Annotated in this window: 13 protein-coding genes and 1 pseudogene; 5 read left to right on the plus strand and 9 right to left on the minus strand. The window is 65.4% G+C overall.

Going from position 1 to position 19,150, the window contains the following annotated elements; all coding sequences use genetic code 11:
- Positions 1 to 27 precede the first annotated feature (27 nt).
- Together bmt and LC062_RS03880 are read right to left on the minus strand one after the other, a co-directional pair.
- A complete protein-coding gene (bmt, locus tag LC062_RS03875; RefSeq protein WP_224909679.1) occupies positions 28 to 1,038 on the minus strand; it encodes a betaine--homocysteine S-methyltransferase in 1,011 nt (336 codons plus the stop codon).
- Positions 1,039 to 1,119: 81 nt separating this feature from the next.
- The gene (locus LC062_RS03880; RefSeq protein WP_224909680.1) at positions 1,120 to 3,681 is read right to left on the minus strand and encodes a GcvT family protein; all 2,562 of its coding nucleotides are present in this window, start codon (positions 3,679 to 3,681) and stop codon (positions 1,120 to 1,122) included.
- 300 nt (positions 3,682 to 3,981) lie between these two features.
- Between LC062_RS03880 and LC062_RS03885 the strand changes: the two genes are divergently transcribed.
- The 5 genes from LC062_RS03885 (at position 3,982) to LC062_RS03905 (ending at position 10,468) form a co-directional block, all read left to right on the plus strand.
- A complete protein-coding gene (locus LC062_RS03885; protein ID WP_224909681.1) occupies positions 3,982 to 5,523 on the plus strand; it encodes a trimethylamine methyltransferase family protein in 1,542 nt (513 codons plus the stop codon).
- Between the two features lie 377 nt (positions 5,524 to 5,900).
- The gene (locus tag LC062_RS03890) at positions 5,901 to 6,995 is read left to right on the plus strand and encodes an ABC transporter ATP-binding protein (protein WP_224909682.1); all 1,095 of its coding nucleotides are present in this window, start codon (positions 5,901 to 5,903) and stop codon (positions 6,993 to 6,995) included.
- Positions 6,996 to 7,088: 93 nt separating this feature from the next.
- Entirely contained in the window at positions 7,089 to 8,189 is a 1,101-nt protein-coding gene (locus tag LC062_RS03895) for an extracellular solute-binding protein (RefSeq protein ID WP_224909683.1), read from the plus strand.
- Positions 8,190 to 8,331: 142 nt separating this feature from the next.
- Positions 8,332 to 9,603 carry an ABC transporter permease gene (locus LC062_RS03900; RefSeq protein ID WP_224909684.1) on the plus strand — a complete coding sequence of 424 codons (1,272 nt, stop codon included), beginning with the start codon at positions 8,332 to 8,334 and terminating at the stop codon, positions 9,601 to 9,603.
- Positions 9,604 to 9,613: 10 nt separating this feature from the next.
- Complete coding sequence (locus LC062_RS03905; RefSeq protein WP_224909685.1) at positions 9,614 to 10,468, plus strand: ABC transporter permease; 855 nt, start codon at positions 9,614 to 9,616, stop codon at positions 10,466 to 10,468.
- A gap of 81 nt (positions 10,469 to 10,549) precedes the next feature.
- Here the strand turns inward: LC062_RS03905 and LC062_RS03910 are convergent, their stop codons facing one another.
- The 7 genes and pseudogenes from LC062_RS03910 to LC062_RS03935 form a co-directional block, all read right to left on the minus strand.
- On the minus strand, positions 10,550 to 11,158 hold the full coding sequence (locus LC062_RS03910; RefSeq protein ID WP_224909686.1) for a sarcosine oxidase subunit gamma: 609 nt from the start codon (positions 11,156 to 11,158) through the stop codon (positions 10,550 to 10,552).
- 245 nt (positions 11,159 to 11,403) lie between these two features.
- Positions 11,404 to 12,471, minus strand: a complete 1,068-nt coding sequence (locus LC062_RS03915) for an FAD-dependent oxidoreductase (protein ID WP_224909687.1) — start codon at positions 12,469 to 12,471, stop codon at positions 11,404 to 11,406.
- 82 nt (positions 12,472 to 12,553) lie between these two features.
- On the minus strand, positions 12,554 to 13,411 hold the full coding sequence (locus LC062_RS03920; protein WP_224909688.1) for a GNAT family N-acetyltransferase: 858 nt from the start codon (positions 13,409 to 13,411) through the stop codon (positions 12,554 to 12,556).
- A 10-nt stretch (positions 13,412 to 13,421) separates the two neighbouring features.
- A complete protein-coding gene (gene scpA, locus LC062_RS03925; protein WP_224909689.1) occupies positions 13,422 to 15,569 on the minus strand; it encodes a methylmalonyl-CoA mutase in 2,148 nt (715 codons plus the stop codon).
- A gap of 10 nt (positions 15,570 to 15,579) precedes the next feature.
- Positions 15,580 to 16,131, minus strand: a complete 552-nt coding sequence (locus LC062_RS21535) for a biotin/lipoyl-containing protein (protein ID WP_404829675.1) — start codon at positions 16,129 to 16,131, stop codon at positions 15,580 to 15,582.
- A pseudogene (locus LC062_RS03930) lies at positions 16,119 to 17,586 on the minus strand (acetyl-CoA carboxylase biotin carboxylase subunit); the annotation flags it as partial. The gene LC062_RS21535 and the pseudogene LC062_RS03930, both read right to left, overlap by 13 nt.
- A gap of 13 nt (positions 17,587 to 17,599) precedes the next feature.
- Positions 17,600 to 19,132: an acyl-CoA carboxylase subunit beta gene (locus LC062_RS03935; protein ID WP_224909691.1), complete on the minus strand. Its 1,533-nt coding sequence runs from the start codon at positions 19,130 to 19,132 to the stop codon at positions 17,600 to 17,602.
- Positions 19,133 to 19,150 lie beyond the last annotated feature (18 nt).

The following is a 19,150-nucleotide window of genomic DNA, read 5'->3' on the forward strand; positions in this document are numbered from 1 at the left end:
TTTCAAAGGTCTGGTCCGGGTTCTTGTTTACCCCCGACGCCGGGCGCGCCTGCGGCCACCGCCCTCCCCATCCGGTGTCGGGGCTGCCGGCGGCGAGACCAGCGGCCCGAGGCGCGCGACGATCTCCTCCACCGTGGGGCGCTCGCCCGCCTCATGCGCATCGAGGGCCTGACGCATGGCCGCCAGGTGGCCGAAGGAGGTGCCGCAGCAGCCGCCGATGATCCTGACGCCAGCATCCATCGCCAGCCGGGCATAGTCGCCCATCAGCTCCGGCGTGCCCGTGTAGACGACTTCGTCGCCGCGAATGACCGGGATGCCGCAATTGGCCTTGGCGACCACCACCGCCTCCGGATAGGCCGCCGTGATCTCCAGCACCGCCGCCAGAAGATCGGAGGCACCGACGCCGCAGTTGGAGCCATAGGCAACGGGCGTGCAGGCGAACCCGGCTGTCAGGGCGCCGAGACCGGTGGGGCCAAGGCCCATCATGGTCTTGCCCGCGGTGTCGAAACTGGCGGTGACGACGAAAGGCATCCCGGCTGCTGCCGCCGCTTCCGCCCCGGCGCGCATTTCCTCCGCCGCCGACATGGTCTCGATCCACAGCACATCGACACCGCCGGCCTTCAGCCCCTCGGCCTGCTCGCGGAAGGTGTCCACCGCCTCCTCATGGGAGAGCGCGCCGAGGGGCGCGAACAGTTCACCGGTCGGGCCGATGGAGCCGCCGACCAGCACCTCCCTCCCCGAACCCTCCGCCACCTCGCGAGCGAGCTGCCCGGCCGCCGCATTCAGCTCATGGACCCGGCCTTCCAGCTTGTGCAGCTTCAGCCGGTGCCGGTTGGCGCCGAAACTGTTGGTCAGGATGATATCGGCGCCGGCCTCGACGAAACCGCGATGCAGGGCGCGGATCTTGTCCGGCTCGGTCAGGTTCCATTCCTCCGGCGGATCGCCGGAGGTCAGCCCCATGTCGAACAGGTTGGTCCCCGTCGCCCCGTCGGCGAGCAGCGTGCGCTTGCGCGCCAGAAGATCTTCAAGCTTGTTCATGTTCCTGCCTTGTCGTCGCGCGGCGTTGCACGCGGAACCAGTCGCAGACTGCCCCGAAGCCCCTGCGGGGGGGGCTGTTCCTCAGCTCCTCGGCTTCAGGTTCTCCGGGTCGTAGAGCGGGGCGTAGCCGACGCCCGCCACCTCCACGGGGAAGCTTTCGGAGAAATACTCCACGGCAAGCGTTCGCCCGACCTCGGCATAGTCATGCGGCAGATAGGCGAGCGCGATGTTTTTGCCCAGCGTCGGACCATAGGCAATCGACGTGGTATAGGAGCGCCGGCCCAGCGCATCGACCAGCACCTCACCGGTCTCGGGATCGACAACGGCAAGCGTTCCGACCGGATAGCGGGCAACCCCGCCTGCATCGACAGTGTCGGTCATCACCAGCGTGCAGAGCATGGCCGGCTGATGGTCGCGGGCGCGATACTCCAGATGCTTTTCCTTGCCGCGGAAGTCGGCCTGCTTGACCTTCGGCCGGGCAAGATCGGCTTCATAGAGATTGTACTGGGTCAGGAGATCCGCGTTCTGCAGGCGCAGGGATTTCTCCAGCCGCCGCGAATTGGCATAGGTCTCGATGCCGACCGCCGTGATGCCGAGATCGCGCAAGGTATCCCACACGGCCAACCCATCCGCATAGGCCATGTGCAGCTCCCACCCCTGCTCGCCGACATAGGACAGCCGCAGGGCGGTCACCGGCTTGCCGGCAATCTCGATCTGGCGGATCGCGGCGAAGGGAAAGTTCTCAGGATCGAGCCCGGCCGGATCGGCCACCGCCTCTTTCAAGTACTCCCGGGCGTTCGGCCCCCAGATGCCGATGGTGGTGTAGTCCTCGCTGACATCCGTAACGGTGACGTCGAAGCCCTTGTCCTCGGCCGCGCGCTTCACATAGTGGAAGTCGCGCGGGCCGGCATCGGCGCCATCGACAATGCGGCAGCGATCCGCCATGCGGAACACCGTCAGATCCGCACGCACCATGCCTTCATTGTCGAGGAAATGGGTGTAGATGCCCTTGCCGATGTTGCCATCGCCGCCGATCTTCGCGGCGCACAGCCACTCCAGCAACTCCACATGGTCCGGGCCGGCAACCTCGAACATGTAGAAATGCGAGAGGTTAATGATCCCACAATCCTCGCTCAGCGCCAGATGTTCGGCATTGGAAACGCGCCAGAAGTGGCGGCTGTCCCACTCGTTCTCGCGCTGCGGGACCCGGTCGCCGTATTTTTCAAGAAGATGCTCGTTGGCGGCGTAGCCATGGGCGCGTTCCCAGCCGCCCAGCTCCATGAAATACCCGCCGAGCGCGACTTCGCGCTCATAAAAGGGGGAACGCTTGACGCCCCGCCCGCTGGCATAGGGCTCGCGCGGGTGGATCGCCGGGAAGTAGATCTTCTGCGCCGCCTCGTAGCAGCGGCCGGCGATGAACGCCTCCTCCGTCTGATGCGGGTAGAAACGGGAATAGTCGATGGCGGCATGGTCGATTTCGGTGCGGCCATCGGTGATCCAGTCGGCGATCAGCTTGCCGAAGCCCGGCGCATCCTTGACCCAGATCGCCACGCAGTACCACAGGCCGCGCACCTTCTGGCTCTCGCCGCAGGAGGGGCCGCCAGCGGCGGACACCTGCAACAGGCCATTGAAGGAATGGCTCTCGTTGTAGCCCAGTTCGGCGAGGATCGGCGTCAGCTCCATGGCCCGCTCAAGCGGCTCCATCACCTGCTCCAGATCGAGATCGCGCTGGGACGGCGACAGCCGCGCCTGCTCCTTCTCCAGAAGATCGCGCGGGTGGCACATGCGCGGGGCCTCGGTCTCATAGTAGCCCCATTCGATCTGGCCACCCTCGGTGGTCTTCGGGTCGCCGGTGTCGCGCATATAGGCCGAGTTGCCCTGATCGCGCAGCAGCGGATAGCCGATGTCCTTGCCCGTGCCGGCGAATTCGTTGAACGGGCCGAAGAAGGTCAGCGGATGGTCGACGGGCATCACCGGCAGATCCTCGCCAACCATGTTGGCGATGAGGCGCCCCCACAGGCCGGCACAGACGATCACATGATCGGCAAGAATGGTGCCGCGATGGGTGACAACGCCCCGGATGAGCCCATCCTCGACGATCAACGACCTGGCCGGGGTGTTGGCGAAAGCCTTGAGCTTGCCGGTCTTCTCCCCCTCGTCGACCAGCTTGCCCGCCACCGTCTGCGAGCGCGGCACCACGAGCCCGGCATCGGGATCGAACAGCCCCCCTTGCACCTGATCCTCTTCGATCAGCGGGAACTTTTCCTTGATCTCGGCGGGGCTCACCAGATGGGCGCGGGTGCCGAAGGCGCGTCCCGAGGAGACCTTGCGCTTGATTTCCTCCATCCAGGTGTCGTCGCCGGTGCGGGCGACCTCAAGACCGCCGACCCGCTGGTAGTGGCCCATCCTGTCGAAGAAATCGACCGAGTACAGCGACGTCCAGGTCGAGAGGAAATCGTGGCTGGTCATGTAGCAGAAATCGGAGGCATGGGCGGTCGAACCGATGTCGGTCGGAATGCCGGACTTGTCGATGCCGACAATGTCGGTCCAGCCGCGTTCGATGAGGTGATGCGCGACCGATGCACCGACGATGCCGCCCAGACCGACGATGACGATCTGTGCCTTGTCAGGAAATGCCGACATGCTTCCCCCTTCTTCCCTGGCCTGCTTGCCTGACCTCTCCGCCCCCCGCGCATCGCTTGGCGGATGCGCGCCGGGCCAGCTCTCTTATGCAAGGCAGTATCGCGGGAAAAACCGGGGCCAAGTAGCGCATTTGCGTCATCCGGGTATCGCCGCGCCGACAAGGAGAACCAAAAGCCGCGCCCGTCCCGCCCGCCGCCATGACGTTTTTAGAGAAGCGGGAGACGCTTTCGCACCGCTGGACCGCCTGCAACCGGCGCACAGTTACCCTGAGATATTCGCCTTCGCAGGGGATCGAGCGGCATGAGCGAGCAAGCAACACGCGCGGGACGGCGCGGACGGGCGGCGCGGACGGAGAAGCGGCGGGAGAGCCAGACGGCCATGGGCACGCCGTATATCTCTCGGGGCATTCCGGTCACCGATTTTCTCAGCGACGAGGGCGCGGAGATCATCGAAGCTAATGCCGACCGCATTCTGGAAGAGATCGGCATCGAGTTCCACGACGATCCGGAAACGCTCGACATCTGGCGGCAGGCCGGCGCCGACGTGACCGGCACCCGGGTGCGCTTTCCCAAGGGCCTGCCGCGCTCGCTGCTCGCCACCGCGCCCACACGCTTCACCCAGCACGCCCGCAACCCGGCCCGCAACGTGGAGATCGGCGGCAACAACCTGGTGTTCGCCCCGGTCTACGGTCCGCCCTTCGTCACCGATCTGGATGAGGGCCGGCGCTATGGCACCATCGAGGACTTCCGCAATTTCGTGAAGCTGGCCTATGCCTCGCCCCATCTGCACCATTCGGGCGGCACGGTCTGCGAGCCGGTCGACCTACCGGTCAACAAACGCCATTTCGACATGGTGTATTCCCACCTGAAATACTCCGACAAGCCGTTCATGGGCTCGGTGACCGCGCCGGAGCGGGCGGAAGATTCCGTGGAGATGGCCCGGCTGGTGTTCGGCCGCGAGTTCGTCGACGCCAATTGCGTGATGATCCAGTTGATCAACGCCAATTCGCCGCTGGTGTACGATGCGACCATGCTGGGGGCGCTCAAGGTCTATGCCCGGGCCAATCAGGCCTGCATCGTCTCCCCCTTTATCCTGGCCGGCGCCATGAGCCCGGTGACCGTCGCCGGAACCCTCTCCCAGGTGCTGGCCGAAGCGCTGGTCGGCTGCGCCCTCACCCAGCTGCTGCGCCCCGGCGCGCCGGTGGTGTTCGGCGCCTTCGTCTCCTCCATCTCGATGCAATCGGGCGCGCCGACCTTCGGCTCGCCGGAAGGCAGCTTGCTGCTCAACGGCGCGGCCAAGCTCGCCCGCCGCGCCGGCCTGCCCTTCCGCTCTGGCGGTTCCTTTACCTCCTCCAAGACCCCGGACGGACAATCGGCCCAGGAGTCCGCGCAAACCATTCTGGCAACGTTGCTTTCTGGCGTGAACTTCTGCCTGCACGCGGCCGGCTGGCTGGAGGGCGGCCTGTGCTCCTCCTACGAGAAATTCGTGATGGATGCGGACCAGCTCGGCATGATGCACGTGCTGGCCAAGGGCATTGACCTCTCGGAAGAAGCGCAGGCGATGGACGCGCTGCATGAAGTCGGCCCCGGCGGGCATTTCCTCGGCGCCGCCCATACCCAGCGCAACTTCGAAAGCGCGTTCTATCGCTCGGCGATCGCCGACAACAACTCCTACGAACAATGGAGCGCCGATGGCGGGCTGGACGCCGCCCAGCGCGCCAACCAGAAGTGGAAACAGATGCTCGCGGCCTATACGCCGCCGGAGCTCGACCCGGCCATCGACGAGGCGCTGATCGCCTTCATGACCAGGCGGAAATCCGAGTTTCCCGACAGCAACGTCTGACCTTCTGTCCACAGGACCTTCCACAGGAAGACCGAGGGACCGGATGGGGCAGGCACGGGCCGTTCGAGAGACGGGACATCCGGCGTGAACGCGCACGAGGCGACGTAGCGTCAGACTGCCGCGCGCGGGCGCGACAAGCAGACGGCGAACGGTGAGGCGGAACACAGCCTCGTCGGCCTATATCTATGTTTTCATTTCTTTTTTTTAATATTTTTTTCAAGCCACCCTTTCAATCCCTGTCATTTTTTGCTTAACTTACGCCCCTGACAGGATCTTGAAGCGAACCGCAAAGAGTTCGACCAACGGGAAGAGCGTAGACTTGTCCTGATATTTCTCACGGCAGAGCGTCCCCTTCCCGTTTATGCTTAGGGGCAACAATGACAGAATCCAGGGGCGCCTCCGTCCGCTACGAGAACGTTCAAAAGAGCTATGACGGCGAGACGCTCGTCGTGAAGAATCTGAACCTGGATATTCCCCCCGGAGAGTTCCTGACGATGCTGGGGCCATCGGGGTCCGGCAAGACCACATGCCTGATGATGCTGGCCGGTTTCGAGCCGGCCACCCATGGCGAAATCTTCCTCAACGACCGGCCGATCAACAACGTGCCGCCGCACAAGCGCGGCATCGGCATGGTGTTCCAGAACTACGCCCTGTTCCCGCATATGAGCGTCGCGGAAAACCTCGCCTTCCCGTTGCAGGTGCGCGGCATGGGCAAGGCGGAGCAGGAAGAGAAGGTCACCCGGGCGCTGGAGATGGTGGAGCTGGGCAGCTTCGGCTCGCGGCGCCCGGCCCAGCTTTCCGGAGGGCAGCAACAGCGCGTGGCGGTGGCCCGGGCGCTGGTGTTCGAGCCGGAACTGGTGCTGATGGACGAGCCGCTCGGCGCGCTGGACAAGCAACTGCGCGAGCAGATGCAATACGAGATCAAGCACATCCACGAAAACATCGGCGTCTCGATCGTCTACGTCACCCATGACCAGACCGAGGCGCTGACCATGTCGGATCGGGTGGCGGTGTTCAACGACGGCATCATCCAGCAGCTTTCCGAGCCGGACCAGCTCTACGAGAACCCGCAGAACTCCTTCGTGGCGCAGTTCATCGGCGAGAACAACAAGCTGAGCGGGACGGTGGTCGCCGTCGATGGCGGCACCTGCGACGTCAAGCTGGACGACGGCACCATGCTGAAGGCGGAAGCCGTCAACATCGGCCACGTCGGGTCACGCACGACCATCTCGCTGCGTCCGGAACGGGTGGAGTTCGACACCAACGAGCGCATGGACAACCTGATCCCCGGCGAAATCCGGGAGATGATCTATCTCGGCGACCATATTCGCGTGCGCATGAAGGTCGCGGGCAATGACGAGTTCATCGTCAAGGTGCGCAACCGCGGCGAAAAGCGGGACCTCAGAGCCGGCCAGACCGTGGAGATCGGTTGGGCCACCGGCGACTGCAAGGCGCTCGATCCCGTCGCCTGAGATGCCGTTCGGCACGCGCTCCGGCGCGGCCGTTTCCGTACCCGGACAGCAACGTTCCGGGCGAAGACCAGAAAAAACGAGGGAAGCTGTTTCATGAAACTCAAGACCATTCTCATGGCCGGAGCCGCCAGCGCGATGATGACGTCGGCGGCACTGGCAACCGATCTCACCATCGTCTCGTGGGGCGGCGCCTATTCCAACTCGCAGAACGAGGCTTATCACAAGCCCTACATGGCGCAGAACCCGGACGTGACGATCATCAACGATGAATCCTCCGCCGAGGCGGTCGCCAAGCTGCGCGCCATGAACGAGGCCGGCAATATCACCTGGGATCTGGTCGATGTGCTGGCGTCCGATGCGATCCGCCTGTGCGACGAGGGTCTGGCCCAGGAAATCGACTTCGACAAGGAGCTGGCGCCGGCGCCGGACGGCACCCCGGCCTCGGAGGATTTCGGCGATCTGATCGTGGCCGACTGCTTCATTCCGGAGATCGTCTATTCCACCACCTTCGGCTACCGCACCGACAATGAGGCCTGGAAGGGCAAGGAGCCGGACGACATCTGCGACGTGTTCGATCTGGAGGCCTTCCCGGGCAAGCGGGCGCTGGAGAAGCGGCCGATCAACAACATGGAATGGGCCCTCATGTGCGACGGTGTCGCCAAGGAAGACATCTATGACGTGCTGGAGACCGACGAGGGCGTCGCCCGAGCACTCGCCAAGCTCGACACCATCAAGGACCAGACGGTCTGGTGGTCGGCCGGTGCCGAAACCCCGCAGCTTCTCGCCGATGGCGAAGTGGCGATCGGTTCGACCTACAACGGCCGCCTGTTCTCGCTGATCGAGGAACAGAAACAGCCGGTGAAGATCCTGTGGGACGCGCAGGTGTTCGACCTCGACGGCTGGATCGTCCCCGCCGGTCTGTCGGATGAGCGCAAGGCAGCGGTGATGGACTACCTCAAGTTCGCCACGGACACCCAGCGTCTGGCGGATCAGGCGAAGTACATCTCCTATGGCCCGGCCCGCAAGTCGTCCGCCCCGCTCGTCGGCAAGCACGCCACGCTCGGCATCGAGATGGCCCCGCACATGCCGACCGATCCGGCCAACGCCAAGAACACCTTCCTCTACAATTACGAATGGTGGGCGGATTATCGCGACGACCTGGACGCCAAGTTCCAGGCGTGGCTGTCGAAGTAAGCCCGGTCCGGTGGCGGCTTCCCGCCGCCGCACCTTCTGACACCTTCGACGACCGGCGGACGGCCTTCCGCCCGCCGGTCCCCGCAACGGCGCGACAAAAGACGCCGGGCACAAAGATCCACTTCCGGAGCGGTCGGCACAGATGAACATGCAACCCCAATCCGATCCGCAGGTCCTGACCACGCGGGACGGCACCCCGCTGAAGGTCAGCCTGGCAAAGGCACTGCGGCGCGAGAAACTGCGCTCGCTGGCCCTGATTGCCCCGTTGCTGATCTTCATTCTGGTGACCTTCGCCGCACCGATCGCCGACATGCTGTTCCGCTCGGTGGAAAACGGGATTGTCGAGAACACCCTGCCAAAGACGGTCAACGCCCTGTCGGACTGGGATGTCACTTCATCGCAGCTTCCCGGCGAGCCGGTGTACAAGGCGCTTTACGAAGACCTCAAGGTGGCGACGGAGGAGAAGACCCACACCCGGCTCGGCTCCCGGCTGAACTACGAGGCCTCGGGCATGTCGAGCCTGTTTCGCAAGACCGGACGGCGGATCAAGCGGATGGATGAGGCCGGCCCCTTCGCCGAGCAGTTCATCGACATCGACAAGGACTGGGGCGATCTCGCCACCTGGCGCCTGCTGAAGCGCTACGCGCCGAAATACACGCCCGGCTATTTCCTCAATGCGGCGGATGCGCAGCTCACCGCGGACGGCATTGCCATGAAGCCGGCGAACGAGCGGATCTACCTGCTCCTGTTCGCCCGCACCCTGTTCCTGTCGCTGACCATCACCCTGTGCTGCCTGCTGCTCGGCTATCCGATCGCCTTCCTGCTGGCCAGCCTGCCGCTGCGCTCGGCCAACCTGTTGATGATCCTGGTGCTGCTGCCGTTCTGGACCTCGCTGCTGGTGCGTACCTCGGCCTGGAAGGTGCTGCTGCAACAGGAGGGCGTGATCAACGATTTCCTGGTGTGGATCGGAGTGATCGGCGATGCCAGCCGGCTGGTGATGATCAACAACAAGACCGGCACCATCATCGCCATGACGCACATCCTGCTGCCCTTCATGATCTTGCCGCTGTTCTCGGTGATGAAGACGATCTCGCCCACCTATGTGCGCGCCGCCAAGAGCCTGGGCGCCACCGACTGGACCGCCTTCTGGCGGGTCTATTTCCCGCAGACGGTGCCTGGCATCGGCGCCGGCGCGATCCTCGTGTTCATTCTGGCGATCGGCTACTACATCACGCCGGAGCTGGTGGGCGGCACCGACGGCATCTTCATCTCCAACCGGATCGCCTACCACATCTCCAGTTCGCTCAACTGGGGCCTTGCGGCCGCGCTCGGGGTGATCCTGCTCGGGGCGGTGCTGCTGTTGTTCTACGTCTACGACAAGATCGTCGGCATCGACAATGTGAAGCTGGGCTGAGGAGACCGACATGTCCGCACTTCCCGCCTATGCCTCCACCGGTCAGCGCGCCTGGCATTATTCCTTCCGCATCATCTGCGGGTTGATCTTCTTCTTCCTGATCTTCCCGATCCTGGTGATCCTGCCGCTGTCGTTCAATGCACAGAACTTCTTCACCTTCACCCCGCAGATGCTGGCGCTCGACCCGGCTGGCTATTCGCTGAAGCATTACGAGGATTTCTTCACCAACCCGGACTGGCAACAGGCGCTCAGGAACTCCTTCGCCATCGCCCCGGTGGCAACCTTGCTGGCCACCAGCTTCGGCACGCTGGCGGCCATCGGCCTGTCGCAAAGCCACGTGCCCTACCGCTCGGCGATCATGGCGATCCTGATCTCGCCGATGATCGTGCCGCTGATCATCTCGGCGGCGGGTATGTATTTCTTCTATTCGCGCATCGGCCTGCAAGGCACCTACGTCGGCGTGGTGCTGGCCCATGCGGCACTGGGCACACCGTTCGTTATCATCACGGTGACGGCGACCCTTGTCGGCTTCGACCGCAGTCTGGTGCGGGCCGCCGCCAGCCTCGGCGCCAATCCGGTCACCACCTTCTTCAAGGTGCAGATGCCGCTGATCATCCCGGGCGTCGTCTCCGGCGCGCTGTTCGCCTTCATCACGTCCTTCGATGAGGTGGTGGTGGTGCTGTTCCTCGGCTCGGCGGGGCAGAAGACCCTGCCCTGGCAGATGTTCACCGGCCTGCGCGAACAGATTTCACCGACCATCCTCGCGGTTGCCTCGCTGATGGTGGCGATCTCGATCATCCTACTGACGGTGCTGGAACTGCTGCGCCGACGGTCGGAGCGGCTGCGCGGCCTGACGCCCTCTTGAGGCGCGCCTGACTTCATCGCAACGAAGGGAACCGGCGCATCGCTTGCGGAGACGCCGGCTCCTTCCTGTTTCGCTCGCGGATCAGCCTTGCGCGAGGATCGGCACCGGTTCGCCCACCGTGTAGCCGAACTCCTCCGCCGCCTCCGTCAGCCAGCCGGTAAAGGTGGCAATCAGGCTGCTGGGGATCAGAAGGTCGAAATCCTCGACCGAGCGCCGCAAGATCACCACCGGCACCTGATGAATGACGCTTTGCGCCAGCGATCCCGGGTCGAAGGCCTTGGGGTCGAAATCGATGGTCACGGCCTTGTTGAGCAGTGCCGGTGCATCGGCGCCGCTGATGCGCAGCAGATGGCGGGCCGGAGCCAGATCGACCACCGCCGCATCCTCTTCGGGAAAGGCCTCGTCGATGCGCCGCGTATCCTCCGCCTCGGCGGACAGCCACAGGAAGCGTCCGAAGGCAAGCCAGCCCAGCAGCGCCGGCGCGTGGGCGGAAAACCGGCCGGGCCGGCCCGGAACCGCGCCCTCGCACAGTTCCCCAAGCCGGTTGGCAACCGTCTCCAGCCGGTTCGGCCAGGAACCGATCTCCAGCGCCGCACCGAAGGACACATCGCGGATCAGGATTGTCGCGTCGTCACGTCCGCCACAGGTCCCGGGCACAAGCTGCCCGGAGGCGGACAAGGCATCAGACATGCAGATCGGCTCCTTCAGGGTCTGAGAAACGGGATGCGACGCCCCTGAAAGGTCTCCAGCCTCAAGGCGGAGACGCGCTGTCCTGACCGGCCCGCCACGCATCCTGCGTGGCACCACGGCAAGATGCGTGGCAAGCCGGACCCCAGCGAACGGGCCGTCGCGGTGACGCCCGACAGTCTCCCGTCCGCCGCCGAAGGTCAAGGGGCCGACAGGGGCGTGAAGCCGCGCGACGCCCGTCAGTTTCCTTACCGGAAAAGCCTGTTTTCGGGAAAGCCGGACAGGCGCCGACCCCGTCCACGCACCGGCACCTTGAACAGCGGCGCATCCTCCGGAAGAAGGGCGAGACCCGCCATGCCATCGCCGATGACCTCGGGGACCGCGCCACTCTGCGGCCCGGGATCCGCTCCAAGGGCGAGGACCGCCGCCCTGCCCGCTTGCGTGCCGGAGGCCACTGCGGCGGCGAGGTCTGCGGCACCCGCCGCGCCGCCGCAGGCGGTCACGCCGTCCGCCATGCAGGCCCGCGCCAGCTCTCCTTCCGCGACATCATGCCCCTGCGCCATATCTGCCAGAGCGGCGAAATGGGGATCGGCGTCCCAGCCGCCGGAGACCAGCAGGGCGTCACAGGACATCTGCATGATGTTGACGCCGAGCGCGCCGGAGCGCGGATCATAGCCGCAGATATCGATGCCCTTCAGCTGCCGCCAGCCCCGGGTTGCGGCAACCACCGCCCCCGCCTCAAGCCGGATGCCGCGCCGTATCAGCTCCGCAGCGATTGCCGGATCGGCGGCCGGGCGCGGGTCGATCACCGCCTTCACCGCAACGCCACAATCATGCAAGGCGACCGCCGTGGCAAGTCCCCGGGCATTGCTGGCAAACACCGCCAGTTTGCGGGGCGCCTCCTCCGTGGCGCGGGCAAAAGCAGCCAGCCCCACGGAAGCTGGCATCACTCCCGGCCGGTCATTGCCGGAAAAGACGATGGGCCGCTCGCGCGCGCCGGTGGCCACCACCACATGACGCGCCTGAAGTCGCCAGCGCCCGGCGCCGAGCGGACGTTCGAGCGCTTCGCAAACGCCCCCCGGCCGGAAGCGCACCCGCAGGCCGCACCGCACCGACACATTCTCCCGCGCCTCCAGCGCCGCGAGCCGTTCGGCGCGCCAGACCGCCGGAGCAACACCGTCGATCCTTGCTGCAGCGTCAAACACGCAGCCGCCACCGGGCACAGGGAAGGCATCGACAAGCAGAACCTGCAAGCCGGCGCGGGCGGCGCTGTCGGCAGCCATCAGCCCTGCGACGCCGGCGCCGATGACCAACACATCGGCGCTGAGCGTTCTTGCTGCTTCAGGATCCGATGCAAGAGCCCTGCCCGTTCCAGCGCTTCGGCGGGGGCTGGCGGCCTTACCCCAGATCAAGGGTCGTCAGTCCGAAAACGCGATGGCTCGGCCCTTCGGGCGCCGGTCCGTGGAACATTCTTGTGGCCTCCAGCAGCGGCGACAGGTCGAAATCCTCGGCGAGCCGCATCGCCTCGACATTGTGTTCCGGCACCTTGAGAAACACCTCCTGCCCGCGCAGCTGAGAGACAAGCGCGCGCAACAGCACCTCCGCATCGGCGGTCGTATCGGCGAACAGCGGCCCGATCTTGAACCCGTCGCGGCACTGGCGAATGGCACCGAAACCGCAGACCCGCCCCGCGTCGACAAGGGCGAAGGCGCGGCGGCTGCCTCCCGGCTCCAGCCAGCGCGACAGAAACGGCGCGCGCGGAGCGGGAAAACACCTGCCGTCATAATCGCGCAAGGAGGGAAACAATCCACGGCCGGCAATGGTCAAGCGCGGATCGCGCGGCGGCTCCACATACGGGAACCCGGCCATCGTCACGGTGCGATGGGCGGGTGTGAAGCCGGCCGCTGCATAGCGGGAAACCATGTCCGGCAGGGCATCGAGGCCGATGGTGCGCGCGCCATGGCTCGCCAGCGCATGATCCCACAGCCGGCGGCCGAGGCCACACCCGCGCCAGTCCGGCGCGGTGATGTAAAGGCCGATGAAGCCGAAGGCCTCGCTGTAGTGCACAAGCGCCATCGACGCGGCCGGGGTTCCCCCCACCCGCGCCACGAAGAACCCTTGCGGATCGGCGGCGAAAAAGGGATCGGCATCGTCGATCCCGGGGTTCCAGCCCTCCGCCGCCGCCCAGTCCAGCATCCAGTCGAGATCGGCCCGGGTGGCGGTTGCAAGTTCCGCCTGCCGCGGATCGAAGGCCATGCGCCTCACCTCAGGCGACGTTGCGGCGATGACCGGCGATGAGATCGAGCACCGAGCGCGCCGCATCGAGCACGTTGGAGCCCGGACCGAAGATCGCCGCCACACCCGCCTCGCGCAGGAATTCGTAATCCTGACGCGGGATCACGCCGCCGACGACGACGATGATGTCCGAGGCACCGCGCGCCTTCAGCGCCTCGATGAGCTGCGGGGCAAGGGTCTTGTGGCCGGCCGCCAGCGAGGACATGCCGATCACATGCACCTTGTTCTTCACGGCCAGATCGGCGGCCTCTTCCGGCGTCTGGAACAGCGGGCCGGCAACCACGTCGAAGCCGATGTCGCCAAAGGCCGAGGCAATGATCTTGGCGCCCCGGTCGTGACCGTCCTGACCGAGCTTGGCAACGAGCAGGCGCGGGGTCTCGCCCAGGGTGGTGGAGAACTCGCGCAGGCGTTCCACCAGCGTTTCATACTCCGGCTCGCCCTCATAGGCCGGGCCATAGACCTTCTTCACCACCTTGGGCACGGCGGCATGGTCGCCGAAGGCATCGCGCAGCGCATCGGAAATCTCGCCCAGTGTCGCCCGGGCGCGGGCCGCCTCGACAGCCGCTTCCAGGATGTTGCCCTGGCCCGAGCGGGCCACTTCGCGCAGCGCCGAAAGGGTTTCCTCGGCCCGCTGCGGGTCGCGCTGACGCTTGGTCTTCTCGAGCCGGGCAATCTGCGCCTCGCGCACCGCCTTGTTGTCGATGTCGAGAATATCGATCTCGTCCTCGGCCTCAAGCCGGTACTTGTTGACGCCGACGATCACCTCGTCGCCGCGATCGACCGCCGCCTGCTTGCGGGTCGCCGCCTCCTCGATCAACCGCTTCGGCAAACCATCGTTCACCGCCTTGGTCATGCCGCCCAGGGACTCGACCTCCTCGATCAGCGCCCAGGCCTTTTCGGCCAGTTCGTTGGTCAGGCTTTCCACGTAGTAGGAGCCGGCCAGCGGATCGACGACACGGGTCACCCCGGTCTCATGCTGCAGAATGAGCTGGGTGTTCCGAGCGATACGGGCGGAAAACTCCGTCGGCAGGGCAATCGCCTCATCGAAGGAATTGGTGTGCAGGGACTGGGTGCCGCCGAGCGCCGCCGACATGGCCTCAAAGGCCGTGCGCACCACGTTGTTGTAGGGATCCTGCTCCTGCAGGGACACGCCGGAGGTCTGGCAGTGGGTGCGCAGCATCCTGGACTGCGGCTTCTTCGGCTCGAACTCGTCCATGATGCGCGCCCACAACAGGCGGGCGGCGCGCAGCTTGGCCGCTTCCATGAAGAAATTCATGCCGATGGCGAAGAAGAACGACAGCCGCCCGGCGAAGGCGTCCACATCCAGCCCCTTGGCCAGCGCCGCACGCACATATTCGCGCCCGTCGGCCAGGGTGAAGGCCAGCTCCTGCACCAGCGTCGCCCCGGCCTCCTGCATGTGATAGCCGGAGATGGAGATGGAGTTGAACTTCGGCATCTCCTTGGCCGTGTACTCGATGATATCGGCGATGATCCGCATCGAGGGTTCGGGCGGGTAGATGTAGGTGTTGCGGACCATGAACTCCTTGAGGATGTCGTTCTGAATGGTCCCGGAGAGCTGGGCACGCGACACGCCCTGCTCCTCGCCGGCGACGATGAAGCTGGCGAGGATCGGGATCACCGCGCCGTTCATGGTCATGGAAACGGAGATCTTTTCCAGCGGAATGCCGTCGAACAGGATCTTCATGTCCTCGACGCTGTCGATGGCGACACCCGCCTTGCCGACATCGCCGACAACGCGCGGATGATCGCTGTCATAGCCCCGGTGGGTGGCAAGGTCGAAGGCGACCGAGACACCCTGCTGGCCGGCGGCGAGCGCCTTGCGGTAAAAGGCGTTGGAGGCCTCGGCGGTGGAGAAGCCCGCGTACTGGCGGATCGTCCAGGGACGGCCGGTGTACATGGTCGCACGCGGCCCGCGCAGGAACGGCTCGAAACCGGGAAGCGTGCCGAGATGATCGACCCCTTCCAGATCCGCCTCGGTGTAGAGCGGCTTGACCGGAATGCCTTCCGGCGTCTGCCACACCAGGTCATCGAGGCTCGCGCCCTTGAGTTCACGCGCAGCCAGCGATGCCCAGTCGTCCACGGTCTTCTTCTCGCTCACGGCTTCGCTCCTATTCGAATTCCATGATCAGTTCATCGACGGCCAGGCTGTCGCCCGCCTTGGCGGCGATGGTCTTGACCACCCCCTTGCGCTCCGCCTTCAGAACGTTCTCCATCTTCATCGCCTCGACAGTGGCAAGCGTCTGGCCGGCCTCGACCGTCTGCCCTTCCTCCACGGCGATCGACACGATCAGACCCGGCATCGGGCACAGCAGCATCTTGGAGGTATCCGCCGGCACCTTCTCCGGCATCAACCGGGCTGCTTCGGCCTGGCGCGGTGTAAGGCAAGTCAGGATCACATCCGCACCGCGCATCCGCATCCGGTAGCCCTGGATGGTCCGCTCCAGCTTGACCGCCAGCTTGGCTCCCTCGACCTCGGCTTCGATCAGCGGCGCGCCCGGCTTCCAGCCATTGAGCCGGACAAGATGGGCCTGCCCCTCCGCGTCGGTGACCCGGTAGTCGTCTGCCTCCCGGGCAACGCTGACCGGGAACTCCTGCCCGGCGGCGCCGATCACCCAACTCGCGCCGACCTGCCGCCGGTGGTTGGCCATTGCGCCGGAGATTTCCGTCGCCCGGGTCTCGGACAGAAGGTTGCACGCCGCGGCGATGGCGACAAGCCGCTTGAGGTTGTCCGCGTCCAGCTCCACGCCGGCGAACCCGTCCGGGTATTCCTCGGCGATGAAGGCGGTGGTGATCGCCCCGGAGCGGAAGCGCGGGTGCTCCATCACGGCGGAGAGGAACGGCAGGTTGTGGCCGATGCCCTCGACCTCGAACCGGTCGAGCGCCGCGCCCATGGCCGAGATCGCCGCCGCCCGGTCCACACCCCAGGTGCAGAGCTTGGCGATCATCGGATCGTAGAACATGGAAATCTCGCCGCCCTCGAAGACGCCGGTGTCGTTGCGCACCACCGTGCCATCGGCGGCGGTGCCCTCCGCCGGCGGGCGGTAGCGCGTCAGCCGGCCGATCGACGGCAGGAAGCTCCGGTAGGGGTCTTCGGCGTAAAGCCGGCTCTCGATGGCCCAGCCGTTCAGCCGCACGTCGTCCTGGCGCATGCGCAGGGGCTCGCCGGCGGCAACGCGGATCATCTCCTCCACCAGATCGACGCCGGTGATCAGCTCGGTCACCGGATGCTCGACCTGCAGGCGGGTGTTCATTTCCAGGAAGTAGAAATTGCGATCGCCATCGACGATGAATTCCACCGTGCCGGCGGAGGCGTAGCCGACCGCCTGGGCCAGCGCCACCGCCTGTTCGCCCATGGCCTTGCGGGTGTCCGCGTCGAGGAACGGCGACGGTGCCTCCTCGATGACCTTCTGGTTGCGGCGCTGGATCGAGCATTCGCGCTCGCCGAGATAGATCGCATTGCCATGGCTGTCGGCCAGCACCTGGATCTCGATGTGGCGCGGCTGGGTGACGAATTTCTCGATGAAGATGCGGTCGTCGCCAAAGGAGCTGGCCGCCTCGTTCTTCGACGACTGGAAGCCCTCGCGGGTTTCCGTCTCGTTCCAGGCAATGCGCATGCCCTTGCCGCCGCCGCCGGCGGAGGCCTTGATCATCACCGGATAGCCGATCTCGGCGGCGATCTTCACCGCCTCATCCGCATCGGCGATCAGCCCCATGTAGCCGGGCACCGTGGAGACACCGGCCTCGGCGGCGATCTTCTTGGAGGTGATCTTGTCGCCCATCGCCTCGATCGCCTTGGGCGGCGGGCCGATGAAGGCAACGCCCTCCTTCGCCAGTGCCTCGGCAAAATCGGCGCGCTCGGACAGGAAGCCGTAGCCCGGATGCACCGCGTCGGCGCCGGAGGAGCGGATCGCGTCGAGGATCTTGTCGAGCACGATATAGGACTGGTTGGCCGGCGGCGGGCCGATATGCACCGCCTCGTCGGCCATCTTCACATGCAGTGCGTCCCGGTCGGCATCGGAATAGACGGCGACGGTGGCAATGCCCATCTTCTTCGCCGTCTTAATGACCCGGCAGGCGATTTCGCCACGGTTGGCGATCAGGATTTTCTTGATCATGTCTGCGTCCTGCCTAGAGCGGAATGTTGTCGTGCTTCTTCCAGGGGTTCGAGAGCTGCTTGTTGCGCAGCGTCGCGAACGCCCGGGCGACCCGGCGCCGGGTGGAATGCGGCATGATCACATCGTCGATGAAGCCCTTTTCCGCCGCTACGAACGGATTGGCGAACCGGTCCTCATATTCCTTGGTGCGGGCGGCGATCTTTTCCGCATCGCCCAGCTCGGAGCGGTAGAGGATCTCGACCGCGCCCTTGGCGCCCATCACCGCGATCTCGGCGGTCGGCCAGGCATAGTTGATGTCGCCGCGAATGTGCTTGGAGGACATCACGTCATAGGCACCGCCATAGGCCTTGCGGGTGATCACCGTGACCTTGGGCACCGTCGCCTCGCCATAGGCGAACAGCAGCTTGGCACCGTGCTTGATGACGCCGCCGTATTCCTGGGTCGTTCCGGGCAGGAAGCCCGGCACGTCGACGAGGGTCAGGATCGGGATGTTGAAACAGTCGCAGAAGCGGACGAAACGGGCCGCCTTGCGCGAGGAGTTGATGTCGAGCACGCCGGCCAGCACCATCGGCTGGTTGGCGACCACGCCGACGGTCTCGCCCTCGATACGGATGAAGCCGGTGATGATGTTGCCCGCGAAATCGGGCTGGAGCTCGAAGAAGTCGCCTTCGTCGGCGACCTTCACGATCAGCTCCTTCATGTCGTAGGGCTTGTTCGGATTGTCGGGAATGAGCGTGTCGAGCGACGCCTCGATCCGGGCCGGATCGTCGAAGAACGGACGCACCGGCGGCTTTTCCCGGTTGTTGGCCGGCAGGAAGTCGATAAAGCGGCGCAGCGCGATCAGCGCCTCCACATCATTGTCGAAGGCCAGATCGGCGACCGAGGACTTGCTGGTGTGGGTCTTGGCGCCGCCAAGCTCCTCCGCCGTCACCACCTCGTTGGTCACCGTCTTCACCACATCCGGGCCGGTGACGAACATGTAGGAGGTGTCGCGCACCATGAAGATGAAGTCGGTCATCGCCGGGGAGTAAACGGCACCGCCTGCGCACGGCCCCATGATCATGGAGATCTGCGGCACCACGCCGGAGGCCATGATATTGCGCTGGAACACATCCGCATAGCCGCCGAGCGAGGCGACGCCCTCCTGGATGCGGGCACCGCCACTGTCGTTGAGGCCGATGACGGGGGCGCCGTTCTTCATCGCCATATCCATGATCTTGCAGATCTTCTGGGCATGGGTTTCGGACAGGGAGCCGCCGAAGACGGTGAAGTCCTGGCTGAAGACATAGACCATCCGGCCATTGACCGTGCCCCAGCCGGTGATGACGCCGTCACCGGGCATGGAGGTGTCCTGCATCCCGAAATCGACGCAGCGATGGGCGACGAACATGTCGAATTCCTCGAACGATCCCTCGTCGAGAAACACGTCGATGCGCTCGCGCGCGGTCAGCTTGCCCTTGGCGTGCTGGGCGTCGATGCGGCGCTCACCGCCGGCAAGCCGCGCGGCGGCGCGGCGCTCTTCCAGTTCCTGCAAGATTTCCTGCATGACGGGTCCTTATCTTGA

The organism is Stappia indica (assembly GCF_020177335.1).
Lineage (GTDB): Bacteria > Pseudomonadota > Alphaproteobacteria > Rhizobiales > Stappiaceae > Stappia > Stappia indica_B.